The sequence below is a fragment of the Streptomyces sp. NPDC004111 genome (genome assembly GCF_042874215.1).
Taxonomy (GTDB): Bacteria; Actinomycetota; Actinomycetes; order Streptomycetales; family Streptomycetaceae; genus Streptomyces.
In genome coordinates, this window is the sequence record NZ_JBIAMU010000044.1 from 1 (window position 1) to 22044 (window position 22044).

At 66.1% G+C, this 22044-nt stretch carries 24 protein-coding genes; 14 read left to right on the forward strand and 10 right to left on the reverse strand.

Annotated elements, in window-relative coordinates; genetic code table 11:
• Positions 1-862: 862 nt before the first annotated feature.
• From ACFYVL_RS43835 to ACFYVL_RS43865, 7 genes are all read right to left on the reverse strand, one after another.
• Positions 863-1699, reverse strand: coding sequence for a ParB/RepB/Spo0J family partition protein (locus tag ACFYVL_RS43835; RefSeq protein ID WP_389255637.1), 837 nt, complete (start codon positions 1697-1699; stop codon positions 863-865).
• A gap of 191 nt (positions 1700-1890) precedes the next feature.
• Positions 1891-2676, reverse strand: a complete 786-nt coding sequence (locus ACFYVL_RS43840; protein ID WP_389255639.1) for an AAA family ATPase — start codon at positions 2674-2676, stop codon at positions 1891-1893.
• 80 nt (positions 2677-2756) lie between these two features.
• Complete coding sequence (locus tag ACFYVL_RS43845) at positions 2757-2966, reverse strand: hypothetical protein (RefSeq protein WP_389255641.1); 210 nt, start codon at positions 2964-2966, stop codon at positions 2757-2759.
• A gap of 83 nt (positions 2967-3049) precedes the next feature.
• Complete coding sequence (locus ACFYVL_RS43850) at positions 3050-3241, reverse strand: toxin-antitoxin system HicB family antitoxin (protein ID WP_389255643.1); 192 nt, start codon at positions 3239-3241, stop codon at positions 3050-3052.
• A gap of 88 nt (positions 3242-3329) precedes the next feature.
• Positions 3330-4379 (reverse strand): hypothetical protein, encoded by a 1050-nt coding sequence (locus tag ACFYVL_RS43855; protein WP_389255645.1) that lies wholly within the window; start codon positions 4377-4379, stop codon positions 3330-3332.
• Between the two features lie 342 nt (positions 4380-4721).
• Positions 4722-5987, reverse strand: a complete 1266-nt coding sequence (locus ACFYVL_RS43860; protein ID WP_389255696.1) for an XRE family transcriptional regulator — start codon at positions 5985-5987, stop codon at positions 4722-4724.
• Between the two features lie 192 nt (positions 5988-6179).
• Positions 6180-6431, reverse strand: a complete 252-nt coding sequence (locus ACFYVL_RS43865; RefSeq protein WP_389255647.1) for a hypothetical protein — start codon at positions 6429-6431, stop codon at positions 6180-6182.
• Positions 6432-6888: 457 nt separating this feature from the next.
• Here ACFYVL_RS43865 and ACFYVL_RS43870 point away from each other — a divergent pair, with 457 nt between their 5' ends.
• The 14 genes from ACFYVL_RS43870 to ACFYVL_RS43935 all read left to right on the forward strand — a co-directional run bounded on the left by ACFYVL_RS43870 (position 6889) and on the right by ACFYVL_RS43935 (position 18021).
• Positions 6889-7167, forward strand: a complete 279-nt coding sequence (locus ACFYVL_RS43870) for a hypothetical protein (protein WP_389255649.1) — start codon at positions 6889-6891, stop codon at positions 7165-7167.
• Between the two features lie 11 nt (positions 7168-7178).
• On the forward strand, positions 7179-7355 hold the full coding sequence (locus ACFYVL_RS43875) for a hypothetical protein (RefSeq protein WP_389255650.1): 177 nt from the start codon (positions 7179-7181) through the stop codon (positions 7353-7355).
• 154 nt (positions 7356-7509) lie between these two features.
• Positions 7510-7860: a hypothetical protein gene (locus tag ACFYVL_RS43880; protein WP_389255651.1), complete on the forward strand. Its 351-nt coding sequence runs from the start codon at positions 7510-7512 to the stop codon at positions 7858-7860.
• Between the two features lies 1 nt (position 7861).
• A complete protein-coding gene (locus tag ACFYVL_RS43885; protein ID WP_389255652.1) occupies positions 7862-8245 on the forward strand; it encodes an RRQRL motif-containing zinc-binding protein in 384 nt (127 codons plus the stop codon).
• A 14-nt stretch (positions 8246-8259) separates the two neighbouring features.
• Positions 8260-9375 carry a hypothetical protein gene (locus ACFYVL_RS43890; protein ID WP_389255654.1) on the forward strand — a complete coding sequence of 372 codons (1116 nt, stop codon included), beginning with the start codon at positions 8260-8262 and terminating at the stop codon, positions 9373-9375.
• Positions 9372-9653 (forward strand): hypothetical protein, encoded by a 282-nt coding sequence (locus ACFYVL_RS43895; RefSeq protein ID WP_389255656.1) that lies wholly within the window; start codon positions 9372-9374, stop codon positions 9651-9653. The genes ACFYVL_RS43890 and ACFYVL_RS43895 overlap by 4 nt, the downstream gene beginning before the upstream one ends.
• Positions 9654-9667: 14 nt before the next feature.
• A complete protein-coding gene (locus ACFYVL_RS43900; RefSeq protein ID WP_389255658.1) occupies positions 9668-9817 on the forward strand; it encodes a hypothetical protein in 150 nt (49 codons plus the stop codon).
• A 97-nt stretch (positions 9818-9914) separates the two neighbouring features.
• The gene (locus ACFYVL_RS43905; RefSeq protein ID WP_389255660.1) at positions 9915-10061 is read left to right on the forward strand and encodes a hypothetical protein; all 147 of its coding nucleotides are present in this window, start codon (positions 9915-9917) and stop codon (positions 10059-10061) included.
• A gap of 266 nt (positions 10062-10327) precedes the next feature.
• The gene (locus ACFYVL_RS43910; protein ID WP_389255662.1) at positions 10328-11938 is read left to right on the forward strand and encodes an FtsK/SpoIIIE domain-containing protein; all 1611 of its coding nucleotides are present in this window, start codon (positions 10328-10330) and stop codon (positions 11936-11938) included.
• An 88-nt stretch (positions 11939-12026) separates the two neighbouring features.
• Complete coding sequence (locus ACFYVL_RS43915; protein WP_389255664.1) at positions 12027-13088, forward strand: NlpC/P60 family protein; 1062 nt, start codon at positions 12027-12029, stop codon at positions 13086-13088.
• Between the two features lie 3 nt (positions 13089-13091).
• Positions 13092-13382, forward strand: coding sequence for a hypothetical protein (locus tag ACFYVL_RS43920; RefSeq protein WP_389255666.1), 291 nt, complete (start codon positions 13092-13094; stop codon positions 13380-13382).
• On the forward strand, positions 13382-14695 hold the full coding sequence (locus ACFYVL_RS43925; RefSeq protein WP_389255668.1) for a hypothetical protein: 1314 nt from the start codon (positions 13382-13384) through the stop codon (positions 14693-14695). Before ACFYVL_RS43920 ends, ACFYVL_RS43925 begins: the two co-directional genes overlap by 1 nt.
• 222 nt (positions 14696-14917) lie before the next feature.
• A complete protein-coding gene (locus ACFYVL_RS43930) occupies positions 14918-15799 on the forward strand; it encodes a hypothetical protein (RefSeq protein WP_389255670.1) in 882 nt (293 codons plus the stop codon).
• Complete coding sequence (locus ACFYVL_RS43935; RefSeq protein ID WP_389255672.1) at positions 15796-18021, forward strand: hypothetical protein; 2226 nt, start codon at positions 15796-15798, stop codon at positions 18019-18021. Before ACFYVL_RS43930 ends, ACFYVL_RS43935 begins: the two co-directional genes overlap by 4 nt.
• Positions 18022-18104: 83 nt before the next feature.
• Here the strand turns inward: ACFYVL_RS43935 and ACFYVL_RS43940 are convergent, their stop codons facing one another.
• The 3 genes from ACFYVL_RS43940 to ACFYVL_RS43950 all read right to left on the reverse strand — a co-directional run bounded on the left by ACFYVL_RS43940 (position 18105) and on the right by ACFYVL_RS43950 (position 22040).
• Entirely contained in the window at positions 18105-19235 is a 1131-nt protein-coding gene (locus ACFYVL_RS43940; RefSeq protein ID WP_389255674.1) for a helix-turn-helix domain-containing protein, read from the reverse strand.
• 931 nt (positions 19236-20166) lie between these two features.
• Positions 20167-21249 carry a hypothetical protein gene (locus tag ACFYVL_RS43945; protein WP_389255676.1) on the reverse strand — a complete coding sequence of 361 codons (1083 nt, stop codon included), beginning with the start codon at positions 21247-21249 and terminating at the stop codon, positions 20167-20169.
• Entirely contained in the window at positions 21246-22040 is a 795-nt protein-coding gene (locus ACFYVL_RS43950) for a hypothetical protein (protein ID WP_389255678.1), read from the reverse strand. The genes ACFYVL_RS43945 and ACFYVL_RS43950 overlap by 4 nt, the downstream gene beginning before the upstream one ends.
• Between the last annotated feature and the right edge of the window lie 4 nt (positions 22041-22044).

The window sequence follows — 22044 nt, forward strand, 5'->3', positions numbered from 1 at the left end:
GCGCGCGGTTCGCTCCGCGAACACGACGCGGAGCCGCTACGCGGCTCTTTCCTTGATCGCTCCGCGATCAAGGACGCCGGTCCCCTCCGGGGCCCAGCCGCCGACCCCTCCGGGGTCGAGAGCAGCAGAGTGCTACGTAAGGGAAAGCGTGGAATTCCGTGCGCCCCCCGGTAATTAGGGGTCTGACCTGCACGTTCATGCTTCGCGTCGAAAGCGTGGAATCTCGTGCGCACCACCTCTGACCTGCGCGTTTATGTCCTGCTGGAAAGCGTGGAATCCCGTGCGCCCCTGAAGGGGGTTCCCTACCTCGCGTTGGTAAGCGTGGAATCCGTGCGCCCTTTGTCCACAGCTTGAGTTCGAACGCTTGTTGGGGCGCATCAGATTCCACGCTTACCAACGCGAGTGGAAGTCCAACGCTCCCATATCGCCGCGATTGTGTCAACTGCCTTGTTTCTTAGCAAAGTTGGGCGTTTTGAATCTCCTGGTGGGCGTCCCCAAGTTCTTGTGTCGAACTGACCCGACACACCCCAAGCGGCGGGACCCGGCCCGCCGGGCCAACCCTGAGCCCTTTGGCCGGCGCCCGAGGTCTTGCGCGCCCCCACTCTGCGGTCTGGTCGGCAACCTGGCCGTGACGGGGCTGAGTGCCACTCTGTGGCGCCTAAGGGCCGCAGATCCCCGGGATTGGTCGAAGGGTGGCTGACGGCGCGCCAGTCAGGCTCCTGCGGCCCGAGAGAGGGGCGGGCCGCGCCGCGCCGGATGTCCGGCCCCGGCGGTGCTCGGCGCGCACCAGATTCCACGCTTTCGACGCGAACGACGCCGGGCCCCGAAAATCTCCGGGGCCCGGCATCGCGGGAGGTGGACTCTACGAGGTATGGGCGCGGATGACCTCGAACGCTTCCGCCATCACGGCTTCAGGTGTCTGCCCTGTCTCCTGCGCTCTCTTGAGGAAATGCTGACTGAAGGTGCGCACCGCCTCACCTGGCATAAGCCACGGCGGCGGCCCCCCCGGTCTGCCAGCGGGATTGTCGTCCTCTGCGCGCGGCTCGGGCACGTTCGAAGGGGGTCGATTTTCTGCGGAAAACTTCTTTGCCGTGCGGCGGGCCGCCTTGAGTGTCTTAGCTGCCTCAGCGTCGGAGCGCAGGAGGTCAGAGAGTTCCTTACGTTGCTCCGCCAGACTCATTTCCTTGATGCCCTTCACGGCTCCGAGGCGACGAGCGACGTTGATGGGGATACCGTCGGCCTCTTTGTCGCGAGACTTCAGCCGCACCTCCTGTTGGAGGTCTGGATGCAGCTTCAAGAGGTTCTTACGGTGAGAGATCCACGACTCGGACCATCCTTGTGCCTTGGCGGCTTCCTTGGCGGTTGCGTACTCGCTCACGATCTCCATGACGGCCTGTGCTTCTTCGATGGCGTCGAAGTCTTTCCGAGCTGTGTTCTCGTCATAGGCCGCGCGGCGAACCCCTGCCCGCGATGTGGCGATTGAGTCGTCAATGAGGACCAAGAGGTCTGTACGGCCGTACTTTCTGGCAGCTGCCAGACGACGGTTGCCATTGATGACCACGACGTCTTCAGGGCCGGCGCCCTTGAGGACGTCACTGTCCTCGGGCCACAGGCCCAGGTATGCGTCCCTAGTGATCCCCCGGCAACTCTGGAGCTGGCGCTCTTTGATGCTGACGAGATCTGATACGTCGTCTCCCACATCCCGAGGGTTACGAGGATTCGCACGGCACTTGTCGAGAGTGATCCAGTGGGCCGAGCCTTGTAGGAATTCGGACGCGGTAACGAGTGGCCGGGACGGCGGAGCCGAGCTATCGGCTACGTAGTCCCCCAGGCTGTTCCGCCTGCCACTGGAGCGACCGCGGCTCGGGTTGGGCTTGTCTTGCGCGCCCATCAGTCGGCGTCCTCCATGTCGTGCATCTCGTCAAACACGTCAGCGAAATGGCCGAGCCGCGTAGGCAGAGTGTCGACTGCATCCTCGTACTCAACGAGGTCGGGAACCTCGTAGCCGAGGAGTGGCATGTTCAGTTCCACCATCTTTTCGCGCATGATCTCGTTGTGTGAGTGCTGGCCCTGGTCGCGAGCCGCCTTCACGCGGGTGAAGACGACATGTGGCGTCACCTCCGCGACGCGTCCCGCCTTGACTACTGCTTCCACCGCAGTGTCGAACGTGCCCTTCACCTTCTTCACCTCGGCCTTCTTCGGGGCCGCCGCGATGACGAAGTGGTCGCAGATCCGTACCGTGGACGTCCAGACGCCTGCCGACTCTCCCCCGCAGTCGACGACAACCACGTCGTAGTCCAGCCACCGAACCGCCAGGATCTTGTCCAGCTCGTTTGATGGGCAGATTTCCAGATCGAAGGGCATTGGCTCGCCCTGCTGCTTCTTGCGGGCCTCTTCGTACCAGTCGAATGCGGAGCTACTGATGGGGTCGGCGTCGAGGACCAGGACCCGCCGGCCCTTGAGTGCCCAGTACAGGGCCAGGTACATGGCGAAGGTTGTTTTCCCGACGCCACCCTTCAGGCCGCCGATGGCATAGATGACACGTTGATGCTGGCTTTCTGGGGTGCTCACAGGCAATGCCTCGGAACGAGGTGTGCCGATCATGGCGCTGTCTTCCCCCGCAACCGTGCGACCGGCGTGGTCGACGGCGGTCGCTCCGGCTTGAGTCGTGGACAAGGTGAAACCTCTCTGTGGCGGGCTGCGCACCCGCAGATTTTCCGCAGAAAACTCCGCGGCCGAGGGTGGCTGTGGAGTGATTACAGATCGAGTACCGCGCGGAGTGCTGCGTCTACCCGTGTCATGACGGCAGCGTCGACGGAGCCGATCAGGGCGGCGCCCTCAAAGCGCGCGGCCCGGAGCTGTTGCAGGTTGACCGCGACCGCAGTACACGGCATCGGGTCAGCGATCACCACCGACATAGCGGTGTCGGGGTAGCGGCCCGGCGGGTGCAGGACGACCGCGAGCACCGCACCGAATGTGTCCTCAAGGCCGTCAAGGCTTGCGACCAGGACGCTGCGCCCGTCAGCGAGCGTCCAGATCTCCCCACGCCTCACAGGGTCTCGCCTTCGCCCGCCAGGTCGTCACCGAGGCCGAGCGCGGCGAGCTGGCGGGCGGCATCGAGGGTGGCAGCGCGTCGAGCGGCGCGCACGATGTACGCGTTCACGCTCAGGCCGGCGGCTTTAGCCCCGGCGCGAATCGACGGGTCGAGATCATCGGGGATACGCAACGTCATCACAGTCATGCCACCAGATTAGCCACCAAATCGCAGTGTGGCATGTGGTGGTGCGAAAGCTGCGCCCCGACCATGGTCGGGGCGCAGCGATCAGCGATCAGAACGCGGGATCGCTGGCGGCGGGCCCGGCGAGTGCGTACACCGAACCGATCGCGGCGGGCGCGGTCGGGGTGCCCCAGAGTCCCTGTTCGCGCTCCTTACGGCACTGGCCACACACACCGTCCGGGGTCGGCCGGTGCATCCGCAGCGGGCAACCCGGCCTCGCGCAGTAAATCTTGAGGTCGTCCAGCTCAGGCTTTGGAACGATGTACGGCGTACCGACCTTCGGCAACCGTGCTTTGACGTACCGGTACGGATGCTTGATCGGCATTCGGAGGGGCCGCTCGCTGAGCTTTTGCAGCAACACAGCTTCAGGCCAGCCACCCTGGATCAGGTCGGCCAGCAACCTCACCACCCACGACGCCTGTTCGTGTCGCGGGTCGAACCATTCCGCCACGGCGAACAGCCTTTCCGCGATGCCATCGAGATACATGGTTCCGCCGTCGACGAGAACGGTGTCGAACGCGGGGGCCACCGCAGGATTGAGAATCCAGCGGTCGGGGCGCCTTTCGACGCGAGCTGTGCCGTCAGGGTTAATGCCCGTCACATCTCCGGCGGGACGGAACTGGACGTGCCCCTGAGCCCGGAGACTGTGGCCGACCTTCTTGTTCTTGTGGCCGGTCCGGGCGTGCATACGTACCGTCCACTCACTCAAGCTGAGCCGGAGCCCCAGATCCTTTTGGGAGATCTGGCAGCGCCAGCCGCCGCGTGCGAGACGGGCGCATTCGCACAGGATGCAGCGACACGTCTCGCAGGTGAGGCCGAGACTGGCGATCCATTCGAGCGGAGTCGCAGGGCGGTTGAGAGGCGTGGCCTGGTCCGGGTCGAGGGGGAGCGCGGTCGGTGCTCCCCCGTCGAGGTGGCCGTATGCGGTCAGATGCACAGTGTGGATCTGGACGGCCCGCTTCTTGAGCCCGGTTCGCTCACATACGGCGGCTGTGGTGGGGGCGACGGTCGGGTTTTCGCTGGCCAGGTCCTTACGGGCGTCCATGACCACCCGACATGTGGCGCACTGGGTTGGGGCGATATTGCGGTGCTGCGATGCCATTTGCGCGGCCTTTCTAGCCGCTGACCGGGGTGCACGAGCAGAGTCCGGATCGAAATCCGTCCTCATCTGCTCTACACTCGGCACAGCGATTCATTGGCCCCCCGCCCTGGAGTAGGTGTTAGCCGCACCTGTGATCCCAGTCAGCGGGGGGTTTCCGTGTTTTTGATCAAGCCATGGCGGACAGAGTACGCCTGCCGTGACCGTTTGTGTGCAGTGCGGAGTATCCGCAGGTGAGCGGCGTAGGCGCCGACGCCACTATGCCGCAGGTCAGATGCGGGACACCACACGCCGAATCCCCTAGGCCGGTTACCGAATCGTGACCTCTGGTAGCGGTTGCCCGCATCACTGCTCCTCTCCGCCTGCGTCCTGCGTGGCGTGATCAGGGGCGCTGAGATTCCGCAGGTGTGCGAGGAAATCCCGCGCGTCGGGAGCCGAGCCGTACGTGGTCTTGAGGACCTGGCCGAGGTCGCTGGCGACCATAGCCAGACTGGGCAGCGACTGGCGGTCGCTACCGAGAGCGCGCTCACCGTACGACAGGGCCGAGTCGAGATCACCGTCTCGCGCGGCGGCGACTGCGAGAGTGATTCGGGCTTCGGCGATCCGCATGGGCGCGCGCTCGGTACCGTCCCACCCGGTACTCGCACGGATGACCTCGCCCGCCAACTGCTCTGCGAGTTGGTCCGCGCCAACCGTGCGGTAGCAGTCCATCCGATAGAAGTCGTACTTTGCGGGATCCACCACGAAGTGATCTTCGATGTTGTCCGGGTAGGGCATGGCTTCAAGGACCTGACGCCCCTGGTCCAAGGCAATTTCGGTTTGCTGCCGGTCGCCCAGGCGCGCCCAGGCTTTCGCCTTCTGGGCGTAGAGCTGCGCAGCCACCGATTCGTTTGGGGCCAGCGTAATTCCGTCGTTGGCGGCCTGAATGACGCCGCGGTAGTCGCCTCGCGTCAGAGCGAACCAACACCGCATCTCGTGGCCCCAGCCGATCACGCCGAGGTGGCCGGCCTCGTCACCGAGGGAGAGCGCGGCGCGGCGAGTCGCCTCAGCACGACGGGGCTCGCCAGAGTCGTACTCGACACAGCCGACCAGGAGCGCCAACCGGCCTGCGAGTGCGTACAGGTCGCGCATCTGAGACAGGCTCACCCGCTGATTCAGCATGGCGACGACACGACTCATCCACGCCCGGCCCTCCGTCAGGAGCTGCGCGGACGGCATGTAGGCGTACTCGCAGCACAGCCGGTCCACGGTGATCCGCAGTGCGTCGAGCGTGGCCTGGTCGATGTCCGAAGCCCGCATTCGGGCGACGATCTCTACCGTGTCGATGCCACTGGCGATTTGGAGCTGTGGGCGGTCCGGTTCAGCGACTGGGAAGAACGCGCGGGTGACGCTGCCGAAGGTAGCGGCGATGTCGCTCTTGTACTTGTCCGGGTACCGCGCTCCGGTCTCCCAGCGCTTCCACTGCCTCAGCAGCGACTCTTCGTCTGGTGCGTCAGGGTCGTACGGCAGTCGTGCCATCAGGGCACGTACGGCCGCGATTTGGGACCACCCCCGGGCGGCCCGTTCGTCGCGCATTCGCCGAGCCCAAGCCGGGCGGTCGGTGTCGCCCATCTTGATCACCTCCGAGATGTTGCGCTGAGTGTGGCAGTGGGAGCAGCCCGGCACAGGTGACAACTGGTGGTGACATCTGATGTCCCCGTCGCTGGTCACTGTCTGGACGGTCCCCGATTCGCCAGGGTGGCCCCCAACTCAAGGGGGTCGAATGCCCGTCATGGCAGGCCGGATCGTGATGAAAACCGCACGTCAGCGGCTCTTCCGCGTCGTGCGGACCTCGATGCCGGCCGAATCCAGCCAGCCATACAAAGTCTTCGAGCTGACGCCTGCGAGCTCCCGAATCCGGGTCCTCGGTGCGCCAGCGCGGGCAGCCTTGAGCGCGGCCGTGCGCAGCGTGTCAGTAAGGAGTTCGGCCTCAGTCAGTAGCTTTGTGCGGCGGGCGCCGATCTCGGCTACCTGCCTCAGCGCGGCTGCGCGCTGCTCTTCCGGAAGTTCCACCATGTGGCGACGGTACCAGAATCCGACTCATGGGTCAGTGGGTTGTTTCCTGGAAACATCTATGTCATGGTGGAAACAGATGGAAGCCCTACGCGGCAGAAATCGAACCTAGGGATCGAATTGTCGTGACCGGGTACACCGTCCGGCCTCTGACCGCACAGCACCAGCGGAAGGGGGACGAGAGCGGCCGTGATTTGAGAACTCCATAGAGGACGCACCGCAACCTGCACACGGGAAGAGCGGCCGTCAGAGGTACCACCCAGGCAACGGCGACAAGCTGACGGCCCTGCCTGTGCGACCAGCACGCACCTTTCCCCATGCCGCCCTTCCGGGCGGAAAACGGACCGAACGCACAGGTGAGACAAGGGCAATGATCGCGGGCCCCGCAGGCACTACGACCGGTTCGATTCCGGTCCGGGGCGCAGTGCGCACGGCGCGCACATCAGAAGGGAGCCCACAGATGACCACCCAGCCGACACAGACCGATCTGATCACGATGACCGGCCCCGTGGCGTATGCCAAGGCGGTAGAGCACGCCCAGCGTGCTGCCGAGTACGCCGACGAGGGAAAGCCCGCCACTGCACAAGCTTTTGCGGAGGTAGCCCAGGCATTCGCGGCCATCGCTGCGGCCGAGGCCGCTGCCCGGAGCAGCGCACCGGCGCAGGGGTTCTACCCCGAGGGCGGATGGCGGCAGCACACCCACCCCGAGCCGATGAAGCCCTGGTGGGACCAGAACTGACGGGAGGGCACATGGACACGCACTCGATGGACTACCAGCCGACACGGGCGAAGGACGAGAACGGCCAGGAACGCGGATCCTTCGACTCCCCTTTCCTTGCCAGCGCCCGCGCTGAGCAGGAGAGGAACTGGGGGACCACGAACGGGGAGTGGACCTACTCCGCGGCGCCCGGAACGTCTGCTGGCTGACGAACACCCACAGTGGTCCCCGGCTCGCACTGCGCGGGTCGGGCACCGCCGTGGCTGCTCGTACGACAGCCGACACAACGACAGCCCCCGGCGATGTGAGACCCCCGGGAGCTGTCCACCAGGACTGAATGGGAGCCCTGATATGCAGCTCAGCATGACACGACCGACCGACCGACCGTTGGTCTCGGCGGACGAGGATCCGCTGTTCTCGGCGGACGACGTCGCGCACCCGTCCGGTGTGGTGGCGCAGCGCCGGGCACAGATCACCGTCGGAGAGGTGGAGGAGATCACGCGTCGGTCCGAAGAGGCGCGGCCGTTCGCGGTTCCGGACGTCCAGACCTACGGCACGGTTGAGAAGATGACGGTCCAGACCGACCGCCAGGGCGCCGTCCTGGTCGCGTACACCACGGACGCCGAGACTGGGCAGGTGACGCGGTCGTCGCTGCGGTTCAACCACCCGGGCATCGCATACATTCTGCGTCGTCTGAGTCCCGTAGGGCCCTGAAGTGCGGTTTTACGACCCTGACGGGAAAGAATTCGGTGTCCCGACCTTCCCGAAACGCCTCGCGCCCGAGGGCCTGGCGACGCGTCGCCAGCTCCGGGCCCGTGGCCTCCGGCCCGGCGGGCAGGACGTCGCCGCACAGATCCTTTGGTACGGCCGGCGCCCGCCCGGAGGGCGTGAGCGCCCGGTCCGCGTCGCGTACCTGTACCGCATTGATCTGGCCGCTCCGGTCCGGCCGATGACGCCGGGCCGGTGGCGTGCGGTCGCCGCGATGATGCGGGCGCGCCGTACCTGTCCCGAATGCCAGATCACCCACGACTACGTGATCCCGACCTCCCTGGGCTGCTGCCCAGGATGCGCGGGCTACCCGGTCGCACTCGCGGCCTGAGGGGAGCAACGAGCGTGCTCAACAAGAACAAGAACAACAAGCAGGGCAAGCCTCTGCCCCTGTCCTGGTCGCCCCGGGCCTTTGTGCTCGCCGGCCTGGGGGCCCTCACTCTGGGCGTGGCGGTGCTGTCGGTAGCAGTCAGCTACTCGATTCTGTCGCCGCACTTCGGGCCCCTGGCCGCGCCGACCGTCGCCGCGCTGGATGTGCTGTGGGTCGTGCTCCAAGCGACGGAGATTCTGGCAGGCAATCACAGGACGCGCGCCGGGCGGGTGCGCTGGGCAGGGCTGGCCTTGACCGCAGTGATTGCGGCTGTGCCCACGGCTGACCTGATCCTGACGGCCAACCAGGGCTTGGATCTGGCCGTGGTCCTGACCCCTGTGGCGATCGTGTCGACCAAGGCTGTGTGGTGGCTGGTGCTGCCCTCCCTCGGTCGCCGGGTGTCGCCCAGCACGCGACAGGCGATCGACTCCCGTCGACAGACCGTTGCCGACCGCCTTGAGCAGATGGAGGCGGACGCTGCCGACCGGATCGAACTACTCCGTGTCGCTGGTGCTCTACAGCGGCGGGTGAGTGCAGCCGAGACGGGTTATCGCCGGGACACGCTCAAGGCACAGGAGCGTGCAGCTGCACGGTTGCACGGTCAGGCCGCGTCGACTGCGGACACCTTCGCCAACAAGCCGTTGCCGGACCTGGTCGCCACGATCGCGCTGCCGGAACTGGACGGGTGGGAGCCCGAGACGTTGGCCTTGCCCGTCACGCCCGTCACGCCTGCCGTCTCGCAGGTCAGCGGCGCAATCGGATCAGGAGACGACGAGTCGTCACGCCGCGTGCAGTTGGCCGTCACGGTTGCTGAGATCGCGGCCGTGACGGGCGTGCCCACCCCTGAGACGGGTGTGCCGTTGACGAGCGGCCAAATTGGGGTGGTGCTGCGGGCGCTGCGGTACAGCGAGGACCCGCCGATGTCGTACCGCCAGGCATCTGCCGAATTCCGCCGGGCCGGATACCTCGGTGGTGAGGACCGGGTGCGCCCCCTGTGGCGGGACATCAAGGAGCAGGAGGCCAAGGACGCCGACCAAGCGGCGGAGGACGCCGACGAGGACGCCGACGAGGACGCGGAGGCCCACCGATGAAACCCGAGATCGTCCAGCCTGGCCGCTACGACTACCACCTGTGCGTCAGGTTCCCCAGCGTCTACATCCCCGAGCACACCCCGCCCGCCTTCCGCGACCAGGCCGCCATCCCGACCACCCGCACCCGCACCGTCTACGGCGAGTTCGACCTCACCGCGCCCGCTGACCACGACGGCATCCGAGACCACTTCATCGACCAGATGGCCATCGAGTTGATGCTCCCGCCCGCACAGATCGAGTTCGTCAGGTTCGACCTCAAGCACACCGAGACCATCTGACCAAGGGAGTTCACATGTCGCAGGACCAGCAGCCGACCGAGCTGGACGCGTTCCAGCAGCGCATGTTCACGGAGTCCGAGGCGGTTTACGCGCGGCTTGGAGAGCCCGGAATGGACGTGGAAGCCGAATTGCTGGCCGCGCGGTTCCGAGCGTCGCAGGACTAGCCCACGTCCGACTGAAACGGCCCCGGCGGGTGCTGGACACACCACGCCGGGGCCTGAGACCACCCCAACCTGACTAGACCAGGGAGGCGATCCTGTGATGGATCGTATCTACGGCGCGATCACCTGCGCCGACCAGGACCCCGACAGTGCGGCGCGCGCGGCGATTGCCCGAGCCGAGGCCGCCGGCCGCGCCGCAGAGGAAGCCCAGAGGGCCGCCGCAGCGATCCGCCGCGCGCAGTCCTGATGAGTGGCCACTGAGACATCTGTCCGGCACCACCGATGCAGCCCAACCCCGTGCGGGATTGGGCTGTGTCGCGACTGCCGGAACATCAATGCAGTCGACGTCAGGCAGGCCCGGCGAGCCATTTGGTGAGCGGAATCGGAATCGATTTGGCGCAGATCCGAAGGGCAGACCCGGTGAAGCCTGACAAATAGTCAAAAAGTCAATTGCCCTATACACGGGGGCAGTTATGATCAGCGATTCCGAAACTTCAAAGCGGGTGGGGGAGTATGGGACAGAGAGACGCAGGGTCTGACGACCTCTGGGGCCAGAGCGCAGGTGCGATCGGCGGACTGATTATCGTCCTGGGCATCCTGTACGCCATCAGAGATTGGACGGGCCTGCCGTGGCCGGCCGTGGTGCTCCTCGCCACGGGAGTCCTGATCGGACTCGGATACGCGGCCTGGCGGATCAAAACCGAGGTTGTCCGCAGGTGGGCCAGGAAGCCGACAGACGAAAAGTCGTCGGTAGAGGCTTCACCTGACACGACAGAAAGCCTTGAGCCAGCCGCTCCAGCCCATCCGGAGCTGACGGCGGCCCTGACTCGTACCGGAGCAATCGGTAGAGACGAAGCTATTCTTCTGCCCGACGTACGGACGGAGGAACTGCCCGGCATCGGCACGCAATATACGTTCCTGATGCCCAGGGCCCGTACGCATGAGGACGTCGCCAAACATATCGGGCCCATCGCGTCGATGCTCGGTGTAACCCGGCTCCACCTGAAATTGGAGAAATCGCGGTACACCGAACGTGAGGTCGGTCTCCTGAAATTGCATGAGCCGCCGTTCACGCGGCCGTTTTCGGCCCCGACGCGGCAGGAGATCGAAACGTTCGACGGTATCCCGCTCGGTCACGACGTCACCGGCCAACTAGCCGGAGTGCCCACGTTCGACAAGGCCTCAATGCTGGTCGCCGGTATGACTCAGATGGGTAAAACGACTCTGGTCAACGGGCTCATCACGTGCCTGTTGATCGCGTACGGCGAATTCGAACTCTATCTACTCGACGGGAAATTCTGCGGACTTACCCGGTTCGAGAAGATCGCCACCCGCTACGAGTCGTCCGACGATCCCCGCGTGTTCTGGAGCATGGTCCAGGACCTGAACAAGCGCGCGGATGACCGGTACGCGCAAATCAAGGAAGCAATTCGCAACCGGCGGCCCGTTCCCACGTTCAAGCCGGTCATCTTCATCGTTGACGAGGCTGCGGATTTCTTCGCTTCCGGCGCCACGAACGAGGAAAAGGACCAGGCCCGGCAGATCGCAGAGGATACGCGGTCGCTGGTTGCCAAGGCTCTCGAATCAGGTATTTCTACGGTGCTCATGACGCAGCGCCCATCCACGAATGCAATTCCGGTCGTGGTGAGGGATCAGTTCCTGTACCGGCTGTGCCTCTACGTTGCGTCGTCGGGTACGGCAAAAGTCGCGCTTGGCGACACGTACTTTGAGACGGTGGCGCCGATTAACCCCGCGCTACTTGATCCCAACATCAAGGGTCAAGGTGTTCTTTTCGCTAATGGAAAGTCCACCCTGATCCGGGGGTTCAATTTTCCCGATGAATTCATCTGGGGAATCGTCGACGGTGTCCAGGCTCAGCAACAAGTGATGCTGGAGAAGACGCCAGAATCTCCGCTCACGCGGGCGATCACGCATATGCAGAAGCAGGGAGTCGATTTCATAAGGAGTACCGAGCTGGGTCCCGTTCTCGGGATCAACGAGCCCAACGTGGGAGAGCTTGGGAAAAAGCTCAAAGCAGAGCTGAACGTTGCACCCAGGGCAACCAGCAAGGGGCGGGGGTACGAACTCGAAACCCTCAGACAGGCCGCGCTGTCCGCCCAGTGACCCGTCATAGAGCCCGTCATGGGCCCGTCATGGGCCCGTCATGGGGCTCCTGCCGCGACGGGCCCATGACGGACCTCAAACAGGCTCCATGACGGACCTGACCAGCCAAAACAGTGAAGACCGCAGGAAGGGGGAAACCGTGAGATCTGGCACCGCGGCAGCGTCGATCGGGGTAGGGGCGACCGTGCTCGTCATCGGGGCCGCGCTCCTCCAGGCCGCCGGCACCAACCCGGTAGTAGGCGCCGCGCTCAACCTTGCCGTACCGGCCGAATACCGGAGTTTGATCGAAAGGGCGGGAAAGACCTGTCCGGAAGTAACGCCCGATATTCTGGCCGCGCTTCTCCAGCAGGAATCCGGTTTCAAAACTGACCGGACATCGCCGGTAGGGGCCGAGGGAATAGCTCAGTTCATGCCCAGCACGTGGGAGAGTCAGGGAGTCGACGGAAACGGCGACGGGAAACGCGACGTCACAGACCCCGAGGACGCTATCCCGGCCTCGGCAAAATACCTGTGCAGCGTGGCCAAAGAGGTGAAGGACGTACCCGGAAACAAAACGGACAACATGCTGGCTGCGTACAACGCCGGGCCTCAAGCGGTGATCAACGCAGGTGGCGTTCCGAACTATCCGGAAACACAGAACTACGTCCGGTCAATCAATGCCATCGCTGCCAAGGGAGGCAAGGGTGGTAAAGCGGGAACAACTGTCACCGCCCGGCAGGGAATTGCGGCCGTAGAGGCTGCACAGGAAATGTTGGGAAAGCCCTATTCGTGGGGTGGTGGGAATCAGTCGGGGCCCGGAACGGGAATATGCTGCTCCCCCAACGGAAGTTCCGGCGCCAGCATCATCGGTTTCGACTGTTCCGGGCTGGTTCTATATGCCTACGCGAAAGTTGGAATCACCCTCCCGCGTACGGCCGCAGCACAGTACGCGGCGTCCAAGCCGATTGATCCGAAAAAGATTCAGATCGGAGATCTGATCTTCTACGGTCCGTCAGCTTCAGGTATTCACCACGTCGGGATTTACGTCGGTGGTGGCTACATGATCAATGCTGCACGGCCCGGCACGAAAATCCGATTCGACCCACTCAGTTCCATGAGTGACATGTTCGGGGTAGCCCGCCCCATTCACGGAAGCACAGAGGAGATCTGACTCATGCTCAAGAAAATCAACATTGCCGCACCTGTCGACTTTTCCGCCGGGTTCGTCGACTTCTTCAAGTCGATCGGAATGACTGGTACCGGACTCGTCACTAAGGCCATTGCGGCCGTGATCGCCGTGGTCGCCGTCCGTATGCTCCTCACGATCCCCAACGACTCCAAGAAGGCCCTCCGGAACGGGGCAATGGCCGTCGGAACGCTTTTCGTCGCCGTCATTCTGGCGATGTACGGAAGTGATCTGTTCTCCACCGTCACCAACCCGACTGCGGTCCCGAAGGCGAACTGATGCCGGACAAAGACCCGTGCGAATTCCTAAGGGGACCCGCGCACAAATACTGTGTGCGAGAAAATGATCCGGAGAACGCCCCAGACATTCCGATTCCGGGCGACGACAACGCGGGCGGCCAGGGGCTAACTGACGGGGCCTCAGAGCACGTAAAGGACCTCGCGAACTGGCTGATCGAGCGAATCCAGGGGCTAATTGCCCCGGACAAGGCATGGGCGCCGGAGAAAGCCACAGATGCGATCTACGGGCCGTTTCTGTGGCTCGGTCAGCACCTGGCCGTCACGATTTTCGTCTGCGTGGTCGTCGTGTGCGCCCTGTACGCATGGCAGGGCGCACCGCGCCTCAAGCAGATGGGGCACACGACCGGATGGACGCTAGTCGCCGTGGCGGCTATGGCGTCCATCCCCGGCGCCGTGATGCTCGTCAACTCGGCAGTAAGCAAAGCGTTCACTACAGCGTTCAACTCCGATGAGGGAACGCTGTTCGTCGCCATCACCGCAGACCTCAAGAGCGGAGCGGACGCGGGAAATCCGCTGGCGATCCTCATCATCGTTGCCGCGCTCTGCGTGGCTCTGGCATTCGCAGGGCTCGTGTTTGTCACGCGCCAGCTCGGGATCCTCGTGTTCGTGTGCCTCGCACCCATCGTGTTCGCGTCTCTGGCGCGTGGGGGCGATACAAGCGCCGTACAGGCGTGGGCTCAGCGGCTCCTCGGTTTGATGTTCGCGCCGTTTGCGCTGCTCCTGGTCGCCCCGTTCGTGGCGTTCGCCAAGGGGTCGTTGGTTGTCGATGCGGTGCTGCTGATCGCGGCCGACGTCCTGATGCTGCGAATGATCGTGCACGGGGTGCCCTACTTCGGGCCTCGGCTCGCCAGGGCCGCACGGTCCATGGTGGAGAGCCGCACCAGCAATCCGCTTGTCCGCAAGGCTGCCGCGCTTGGGGCTCCCGATTTCCACGAGCAGGAGGACACCCCGCGCGGGCCTCGCCTGGTGACCACTCCGGGCCGGGGGATGGGCCAGGACGCCAACGTCCTGTACGCGGCGTACGGGGCTCGACCGGCACCGCGGCCGGGACGACTGACAACCGATTCGGTGATCTCGCAGATCAATACCGACTCGGAGCGCACCTCTCGGCTAACGGCCGCTCGGCGTCAAGCCCGCAGCACTCAACCCGCGCCCACGGGCGCGGGGCCCAACAGGGCACCTGCCAACCCCAACCCCAACCCTGCCCGACGCCCGACATCACCGAGGCCAGCAGCGCCCAGCTCCCCACCGCCCCCCACGGGCGGATCGGGCAGTGGGCCGGCCAACCCTTAGGAGGATCCGATGTACTCCCTGACCCCCGGCTACCGAGTCCCTGCCATTCAGCGGGGGCTCAGCCCCACTGAGGTTGTGCTGAGCAAGACGAACGCCGGGGCAGGGGCGGCGATCCTGGCATCGGCAATGGTCCAGACGCCCCCTGCCTGGGCGTTCGCCGCTGTTGCCGGGTTCGCAGCATTGATCAACATTTCCCCGGGGCCCCGATCGATCGCCCGGTGGGTGACGGTCGGGGCCCGGTACTGGCGGGAACGCCGTACGACCCCGGCCCTGCCCACCAGTCAGGGCACGACCAGGACGTGGACGCTGTACCCGCACCACGGCACCATGCAAGACCCGTACCGGCGGGTCCATTTCCACGACGCATTCGGCCGCGCGCTCACCTTCGCGGGCAGCCGCGCCCGGACGGCCGGAATCCAGGTCCATGTTGCCCACCACGCCACGGTGAGCGACTACACCGCCCACGAACAGACAATCTCGGTGCACATCCCGAAGGGCCTGGTGGGCCAGCCTGAACGCATCCTCGCCACCATCGAGGGCGAGTTCGCCGCGCTCGGCGTCCTCACCCGCACTACCCCCCAGCCCGTACCGACCGTGACCGAGCGATCCACCACATGGGCCGTGCTCGATGACGACCGGTACACGGCGACCGCCCGGATCACCCGCTGGCCCTCGGAGACCGACGGTGACCTCATGCCCCGGCTGCTCCTTGGCCAGGACGACGACCCCGACGCGGAGCGCACCGACCGGTCCCTGTCCGTGCTCTACCGGCCTCTGCCGACGGCGCAGTCCCGCCGGTCCGCGAAGTGGTCCGAGGCAGCAGGCGCAGCGTTCACCACCGACAAGATCCAGCAAGACGCGAATGAAGTGACGAACCTGACCACCCGTGACGCACTCGTACAAGGCGCTTCCCTGGTCGACATCGACGCCTATCTGACCGTGTGGGGCGACAGCCCCGAAGAGGTCACGGACGCCCGATGGGCGGCCACCCTCACTGCCGACCGCCACCGCATCTCGCTGGACTGGCTCACCGGCCAGCAGCAGCGCGCCCACGTCATGACCAGCCCGCACGGCGCGGGCACACGGAAAGGGGCCATCCTGTGATCCGCCTACCGGCCACGCACGCCGCCATCACGGCGCCTCTAGTCGCCTCCAGCACCCAATTTCCCGGCGTCCCCATCGGCCGGTCCCAGACCGACGGCAGGCCGTTCCACCTGTCCCCCGTCAAGGTCGACGAACGCGCCCTCCCCTCCACCAACAGCCTCGCGCTAGGCGGGATCGGGTCGGGCAAGAGCACCACCGACAAGGTCTGGTTGCGCCGCGAGATCCTGAACCATGGCCACCAGGCGGTAGTAATCGACTCGTACGGCGAACAAACGGCCGCCGGTGAGTGGGCCGCCCTGACACGGTCGCTCGGCGGCCTGGTCGTGGAGGCGGGCAAGTTCAGCCTCAACCCGTGCTCGCCCGAGCTGGGGATCGACGTGCGTGAGCAGCTGCTCCGCTCGCTGATCGCGGCAGTTGAGCCGGACGCGCTCACCCCGCAGGCCACCCACGCACTCCAGCACGCCGTCAACAGCCCCAAGGCGGACAGGCTTGCGGGACTGGTGGACGCGCTGGTGGACCCGGAGGACGGACGATGGCCGGCCGAGAAGTTGGCGGGGTGGGGTGAGCCCGTCGCCATCGCGCTTTCCCGGTACACGGAGGGGTCGCTACGCGGCCTCTTCGATGGGCCTGACGCGGGTCTCCCTCCAACTGATCTCCCCGTCGTTAGCTTCGATTTCTCCTCCCTCGACCGCAACAGCCCTGCGATTCCCGCACTCATGGCAGCGATCACGTGTTGGGTGGAACAGGTCTGGCTGAAGCAGGCAACCGCCGTACACCGCCACGTGATCCTTGAGGAGGCCTGGCAAATCCTGATCAGCCCCGCCACGGCGGCGCTGATCCAAAGGATGCTCAAGAACAGCCGCAAGGCAGCCTTGTCCTTGAAAGTGCTCGTGCACACCCTGTCCGACCTAGGCGAGGGCCGCGCCCGCGACCTTGCCAAGCTGATTGAGATCGTCCACGTCGGACGTCTCGGCCCGGAAGAGGCCGCCATCGTCGGTGCCATCCTGGGCCTGCCCGCATGGGCAATCAAGAAGATCCCGACGCTGGCACAAGGCGAAGCCGTCTGGAAAATCGCCGACTTCTGCGACGTCATCCAAACGGTTCTCCTCGACCAGGAGGAAGTGCGCCTCACTGACACCTCGACCCGCCGCCGCAAGGCCCAAGAAGCACTGCGGGCCGATGCCGATGATGAGGAGTCCGCGGTGGTCATGGACAAGGAGGAGGTACCCGAAGAGGCAGAGGAGTCGGCTCCCTACGAGTCCGACGCTGACAGTGCGATCGGTGAGGAAGACGGTTGGGGAGACGCCTGGGATGCCGGACTGGACATCGTCCTTCCCCCCAATGTCGTCGACACCCTCTACATCGCACCTCAGCGTGACCACAGGCATCACGCCGTGCTGCAAGCCGCCGGAGCAGGCAGGATCAGCGAGGCATCTGACCTGGCCGCACTCGGTGAGAGGGAGGACATCACCGCACACGGCATCCACTCGCCCGAGGCGACAGAATGGCTCCTCACCCGTGCTGAGATCGCCGAGCAGGCCGGGAATACGAGCCAGGCCGCGCAGCTGCGCGCTACCGTGCACCGCATGGGTCACAACGCAGGCTCCTCCTGGTGGCATCAAGACCCCCCGCCATCCGGCGCCCCACAACACAGGCCCCCCGACAACCCCGAGCCCAACCGCGAGGCCGAGTCGGAGCCCGCCCCTGCGGTCGGGGGCGATCAGCGCCGCGCTAACCGGCGCCGTGCCTGGCTCACGGCGTCTGCTGCCGCGACGCTGGCCCTGGCCATCACGGCGGTATGGCAGCAAGCTGACCAAGCCGCCACACAGGATGATCTCAAGGCGCAGGCTGCTGCCTACAAGGGCCGATCCGGGGCCGGCCTCGTGCTCGACTCCATCGACGCCGACGTAACGGCCCGCTGGACTCAGGACCGAGCCAGCGTGATCATCACGCTGAAAGCGCCGTTCAATCGCGACGTGCGGTATTTGCGCGTCGATGGTGGTGGGAAAAGCGCCGACTCCATCAAGAAGGACTGGTATCCGAAGAGCCCCGAGATTCGGTTGCCAGTGACGGACCCCTACGCCGATGTCACCGTGCGGGTGGCCGTGGGCGGAGCAGACTGGACGGAGAATAGCCGCGCCGCTTCCCGGACTGTCCGGCTCTCACCAACCGGCGTCGCGTACGACGGACAGACCGGCGAAAAACTTCCGTCGGACCTCTGACACACATCAGGCCCGGATCGGCTCCCCAGAGCCGATCCGGGCCTTTTTTGTTGCCTGTTCAGCCCCGCGACGCGGCACTAGGGTCACGCCCCGGTCCCGGCTCCGTCGGCCCGGGTATGGATCTCCTCCATGAGCATCCGCAGCGTCAGCGAGTGGCGCTCGGGTGGGAGCGCGTCCAGCGCGCTTTGGGCGTAGGCGACGCCCCCGGCATGGTCACCGGATCGGGCCAGCATGAGGCCCCGGTGCAGCTCCAGGTGGGTAGCGAACCGTGGCAGCGATGCCGGGAGTTCTGCCCGTGCGGCGTCCTGCGCGGCAACCGCCCCCCGCTCGTCTCCGAGCCGTGCCAGCAACAGGGAGCGAAACACATTGACGCGCCACCAGGGCACGGCGTAGTCCGAAGTCTGGTCGGCCGACCCGACGGCATCGAACACCCGCTGCCCCCGTTCTGCCAGCATCCGGGCCGTCTCGGTGTCGCCCCGCAGGGCGGCGGAGTGCGCACGGCCGTAGATCGCGGTCAGGAGGCCCAGGGAGGGCCGGTCACTGATCGCCATCGCCTGATCGGCGAACATGTCCGCGACCCGCAGCGACGCTCCCTCGTACCCGAGAGCAATCGCGGCCCGTCCGCGTACCCAGACGCGGGCCGCGTCGTCTCCTGACTCGTCGGCGGCCTGGGCCGCCATCCGGTACCAGTGGACTGCCCGGGAGCCGTCGGCCCCGGGGAAGGTTTTCGCGTACAGGGTCATCAGCCGGGAGGCGACAGACCACAGTCGCGGCTGGTCCAATTGTTGCTGCACCACCACCAGCTCCCCGGACACCCGCCGCTGAATGTCCGCCGCGCCCAGCGACATGTACTGGGTTCCGTACGTGGCTAGCTTCGCCTCCCACTCGTCCGGGGAGGGGCCGCCGGCCAGCCGGGCGGCGAACCCCTCGGACAGCAGATCTGAGGCGACGACAGGGGCTATGGCAGTCCCCACCAGGTCAGTCAGGAAGATACGGCGCTCCACTGCACTCTCCAGAACCGCTAGGGGCACGTCCAGGACGGCCGACAGGTACCGGAGGTAGCGCGCCCTTGGTACATGCCTGGAACGTTCCCAGCCGCTCACGTACTCCCGATTCAGCCCCGCCCCGAACGCCCGATTGATCTCCGACGCCAAGCGACCCTGAGACCAGCCGCGCGCCCGCCGCAAATCCCTGATCAGCTCTCCGATTTCCATATCCCCATCGTGCCCCCGCTCTCGGGACTCGGCATGCAACTTCCGCTGCTCTGCTGCGATTTGCCACTACCAATGCCACTAGACGGGCGTCATCCTGCGGACGACGCTGGCTGATACCACGCAGGCAAGCGAGGGATACCCCCCATGACCAGGCACAACGGAGTCCAAGAGCAGCCCATCAGCCTTGACGGTGATTCGTGGCTTTACGGATTTGTCGCTGAGGAAGGCTGCGATGTCTGCACCGCCCTGGTGCAGCAGTTCCACACGGCCACGACGCACACAGAGAAATTCGACACCGCGAAGGAAATCCGGAACCACCGGGACGGGAGCCGGTGCTGACTATGATCACTAAGCGGGACATCGGTACGAAAGTCAGCGACGGACGCGGGCACGTCGGCATCCTGAAAGACATCATTCCGGACTGGGTCGACCCGTCCCTGCCGTATCACCTGCGCCAGACCGCGCGACCCATGGCGTTCGTCCGGTCGGAGCAGTCCGGCCGTGAGTGGGCGCGCCCACCCAAGCAACTAGAGCGAGTCTGATGCTCCGGGCGAGAGTCACACACCACCCCTGTGATACTCGCGCCCGGTATGGCCCCATCAGACTCTGATGGGGCCCCTGCGCCACGGTCCGTGCATCCCCCGGTGTGCGGGCCGTTGGTGTGCCGTTGGTGTGTGGGGTGGGGGTGTGGGAGAGGGCGTTGCCCCCTGGTAGGTGGGGGGCAACGCCCTCTTCGGTGTGCTCCCCGTGATGGGGGAGAGGGTATGGCGTTGGTGTGCCATAGGTGAGGTGCCGGTCGGTGCCCGTGGGCTCCTGTCGGTTCACCTCCACTCGTGTGGAGATCTCCTGTCTCACTGTATGGCGCGGGTGGGCCCTGGGGGCGGGGAACTCCGGATTCGGTGTTCCCCGCCTCCGGGGCCTGTGTGGTGGGTCAGGTGGGGTCGGGGGTGATGTACCAGCGGCTGCGGTACTGGACGGCGGGGACGCTGCCCACCCGGCACCGGGCGTGGGCCGCGCTGGGGGAGATGCCCTGCTGCGCGGCGTACTGGGCGACGGTGAGGCCGACGGGCGGGCAGGTGTGGGCGCCGCACCGGCAGGCGAGCGGCGCGATCAGGGTCGCGTGTGCGCGTGCGGCGGCCTGGTCGCGCTCTCGCTGCTCACGTGCGGCCGCCTGGTCGCGCTCGTGCTGCTCGTGCTCGGCCCGCTGCTGCTCCCGCGTCTCCTGGTCGCGGACGAGTTCGCGGATGGCGTCGCTCTTGTCGCGGAGGTGCTCGGCGTTCAGGCGCGCGGTCACGGACGCGGTCACGGTGGCGGTGACGGATTCGGTGACGGTCGCGACGAGCTGCGCGCGCTCCTGGTCCTGGCGCTCCTCGTCGTCCCGGGGCGGGGGCGTCCCGTCCGGGCCCTGGGGGTCCAGCTCGTGCAGGAGGGTGTCCAGTTCCGCGACCTGTGCGAGGAGTTCGGCGCGCCGTGCGCGCAGCTGCTCTGCCTCGGACGTCTGCGGGGCGGTGTCCTCCTCCACGATGGTGTACCAGTTGGCCTGGTACTGGCCCAGGGCGGCGCGCGGCACGTCGCGTACTTCCACCACGGCGTCCGGGGCGTGGAGCCGGGGGTAGCGCATGCTGCCGCCGGCGCCGGGGAGAGTGCCCTCGACCAGGACGACGCCCTGGTGCAGCCGCACCTTGGCGTCGCGTGCGGGGCGGCTGGCGATGACGCGGCCGGCGAAATGGGCCTCCGCCGGTGCGCCCGCCGTGCTGCCGTGCTGCTCGAAGAGATCCAGCCGGATGCGGACGGTGACCAGGTCGGGGACGCCGGTGCCGTCCGTGCCGTAGTACTCCCGCATCAGCGCACGGGCGCGTTCCTCGTCGCGCGCGGCGACGCTCCACGCCCGTTTGGTGGCGTCCCACCGGCCGCCGATCTCCTTGACGGCGTCCACGAAGTCGGCGTTGTAGGGGCTGGTGATCAGCATGCGTTTGCCGGTGGTGCTGGGGGTGATCCGGATGGTGTCGCTCACGGCGTCTGCTCCTGGTCCTCAGGGGTGTGGGTGTGGGGGGTGCTGGTCTCGTCGGGTACGGCGTCCTCGCAGCACCCGGTGTCGGACAGCCAGGCGGTGACGGTCGGTTTGGTGACGCCGGACCAGCGGGCGAGCTGCGCCCGGTAGCCGCGCGGCAGCGGGTCGCCCTGTTCCCGGGCGGCGTTGCGCATCAGGTGGCCCAGGCTGTCCTTGGTGCGGGCGATTTCCCGCTCCAGTTCGACCAGGCGCGCGCCCTGTGCCATCACCCGCTGTTCGGTGCTGAGTTTCGGCGGCCGGTGGGTGTCGATGAAGTCGGCCAGTTCGCGCGCGGTCACCGACCAGTCCCGCACGATCGGGTCGAAGTTGACGTCTGTCGGGTTGCGCTTGGTGGTGCCGAGGTGGGCGCTGCCGAGGTAGTGGCGGCGCAGGCTCTCGCGGTGGCGCTCCTCGACGCTCTGCCCGTACATGGCGGCCTGGCGCTCGGCCTGGTCGCTGGTCGGGATCGGGTCGCGCTCCAGCAGCGCGGGCCAGATCTCCGCCTCGGGGCGCAGCGGCGGCCAGTCCAGCTCACCGGCCCGCTCGATGACGTGCCACCTCTGCCGGGGCGGCCCGTCCTCCCCCGGCAGCAGCGTTTCCAGTGCCGGGCACGCCCACCACAGCACAAGGTTTTCGTCGATGAGCAGGGTGGCGTCCCACTGGTTTTCGGGGGCGTGTCGGTGACCCAACTGATGGTAGGCGCGGGCGAGTTGGGTCTGAGTGATGTAGCTCCGGGTGTGCGCGATCTGCGTCATGTAA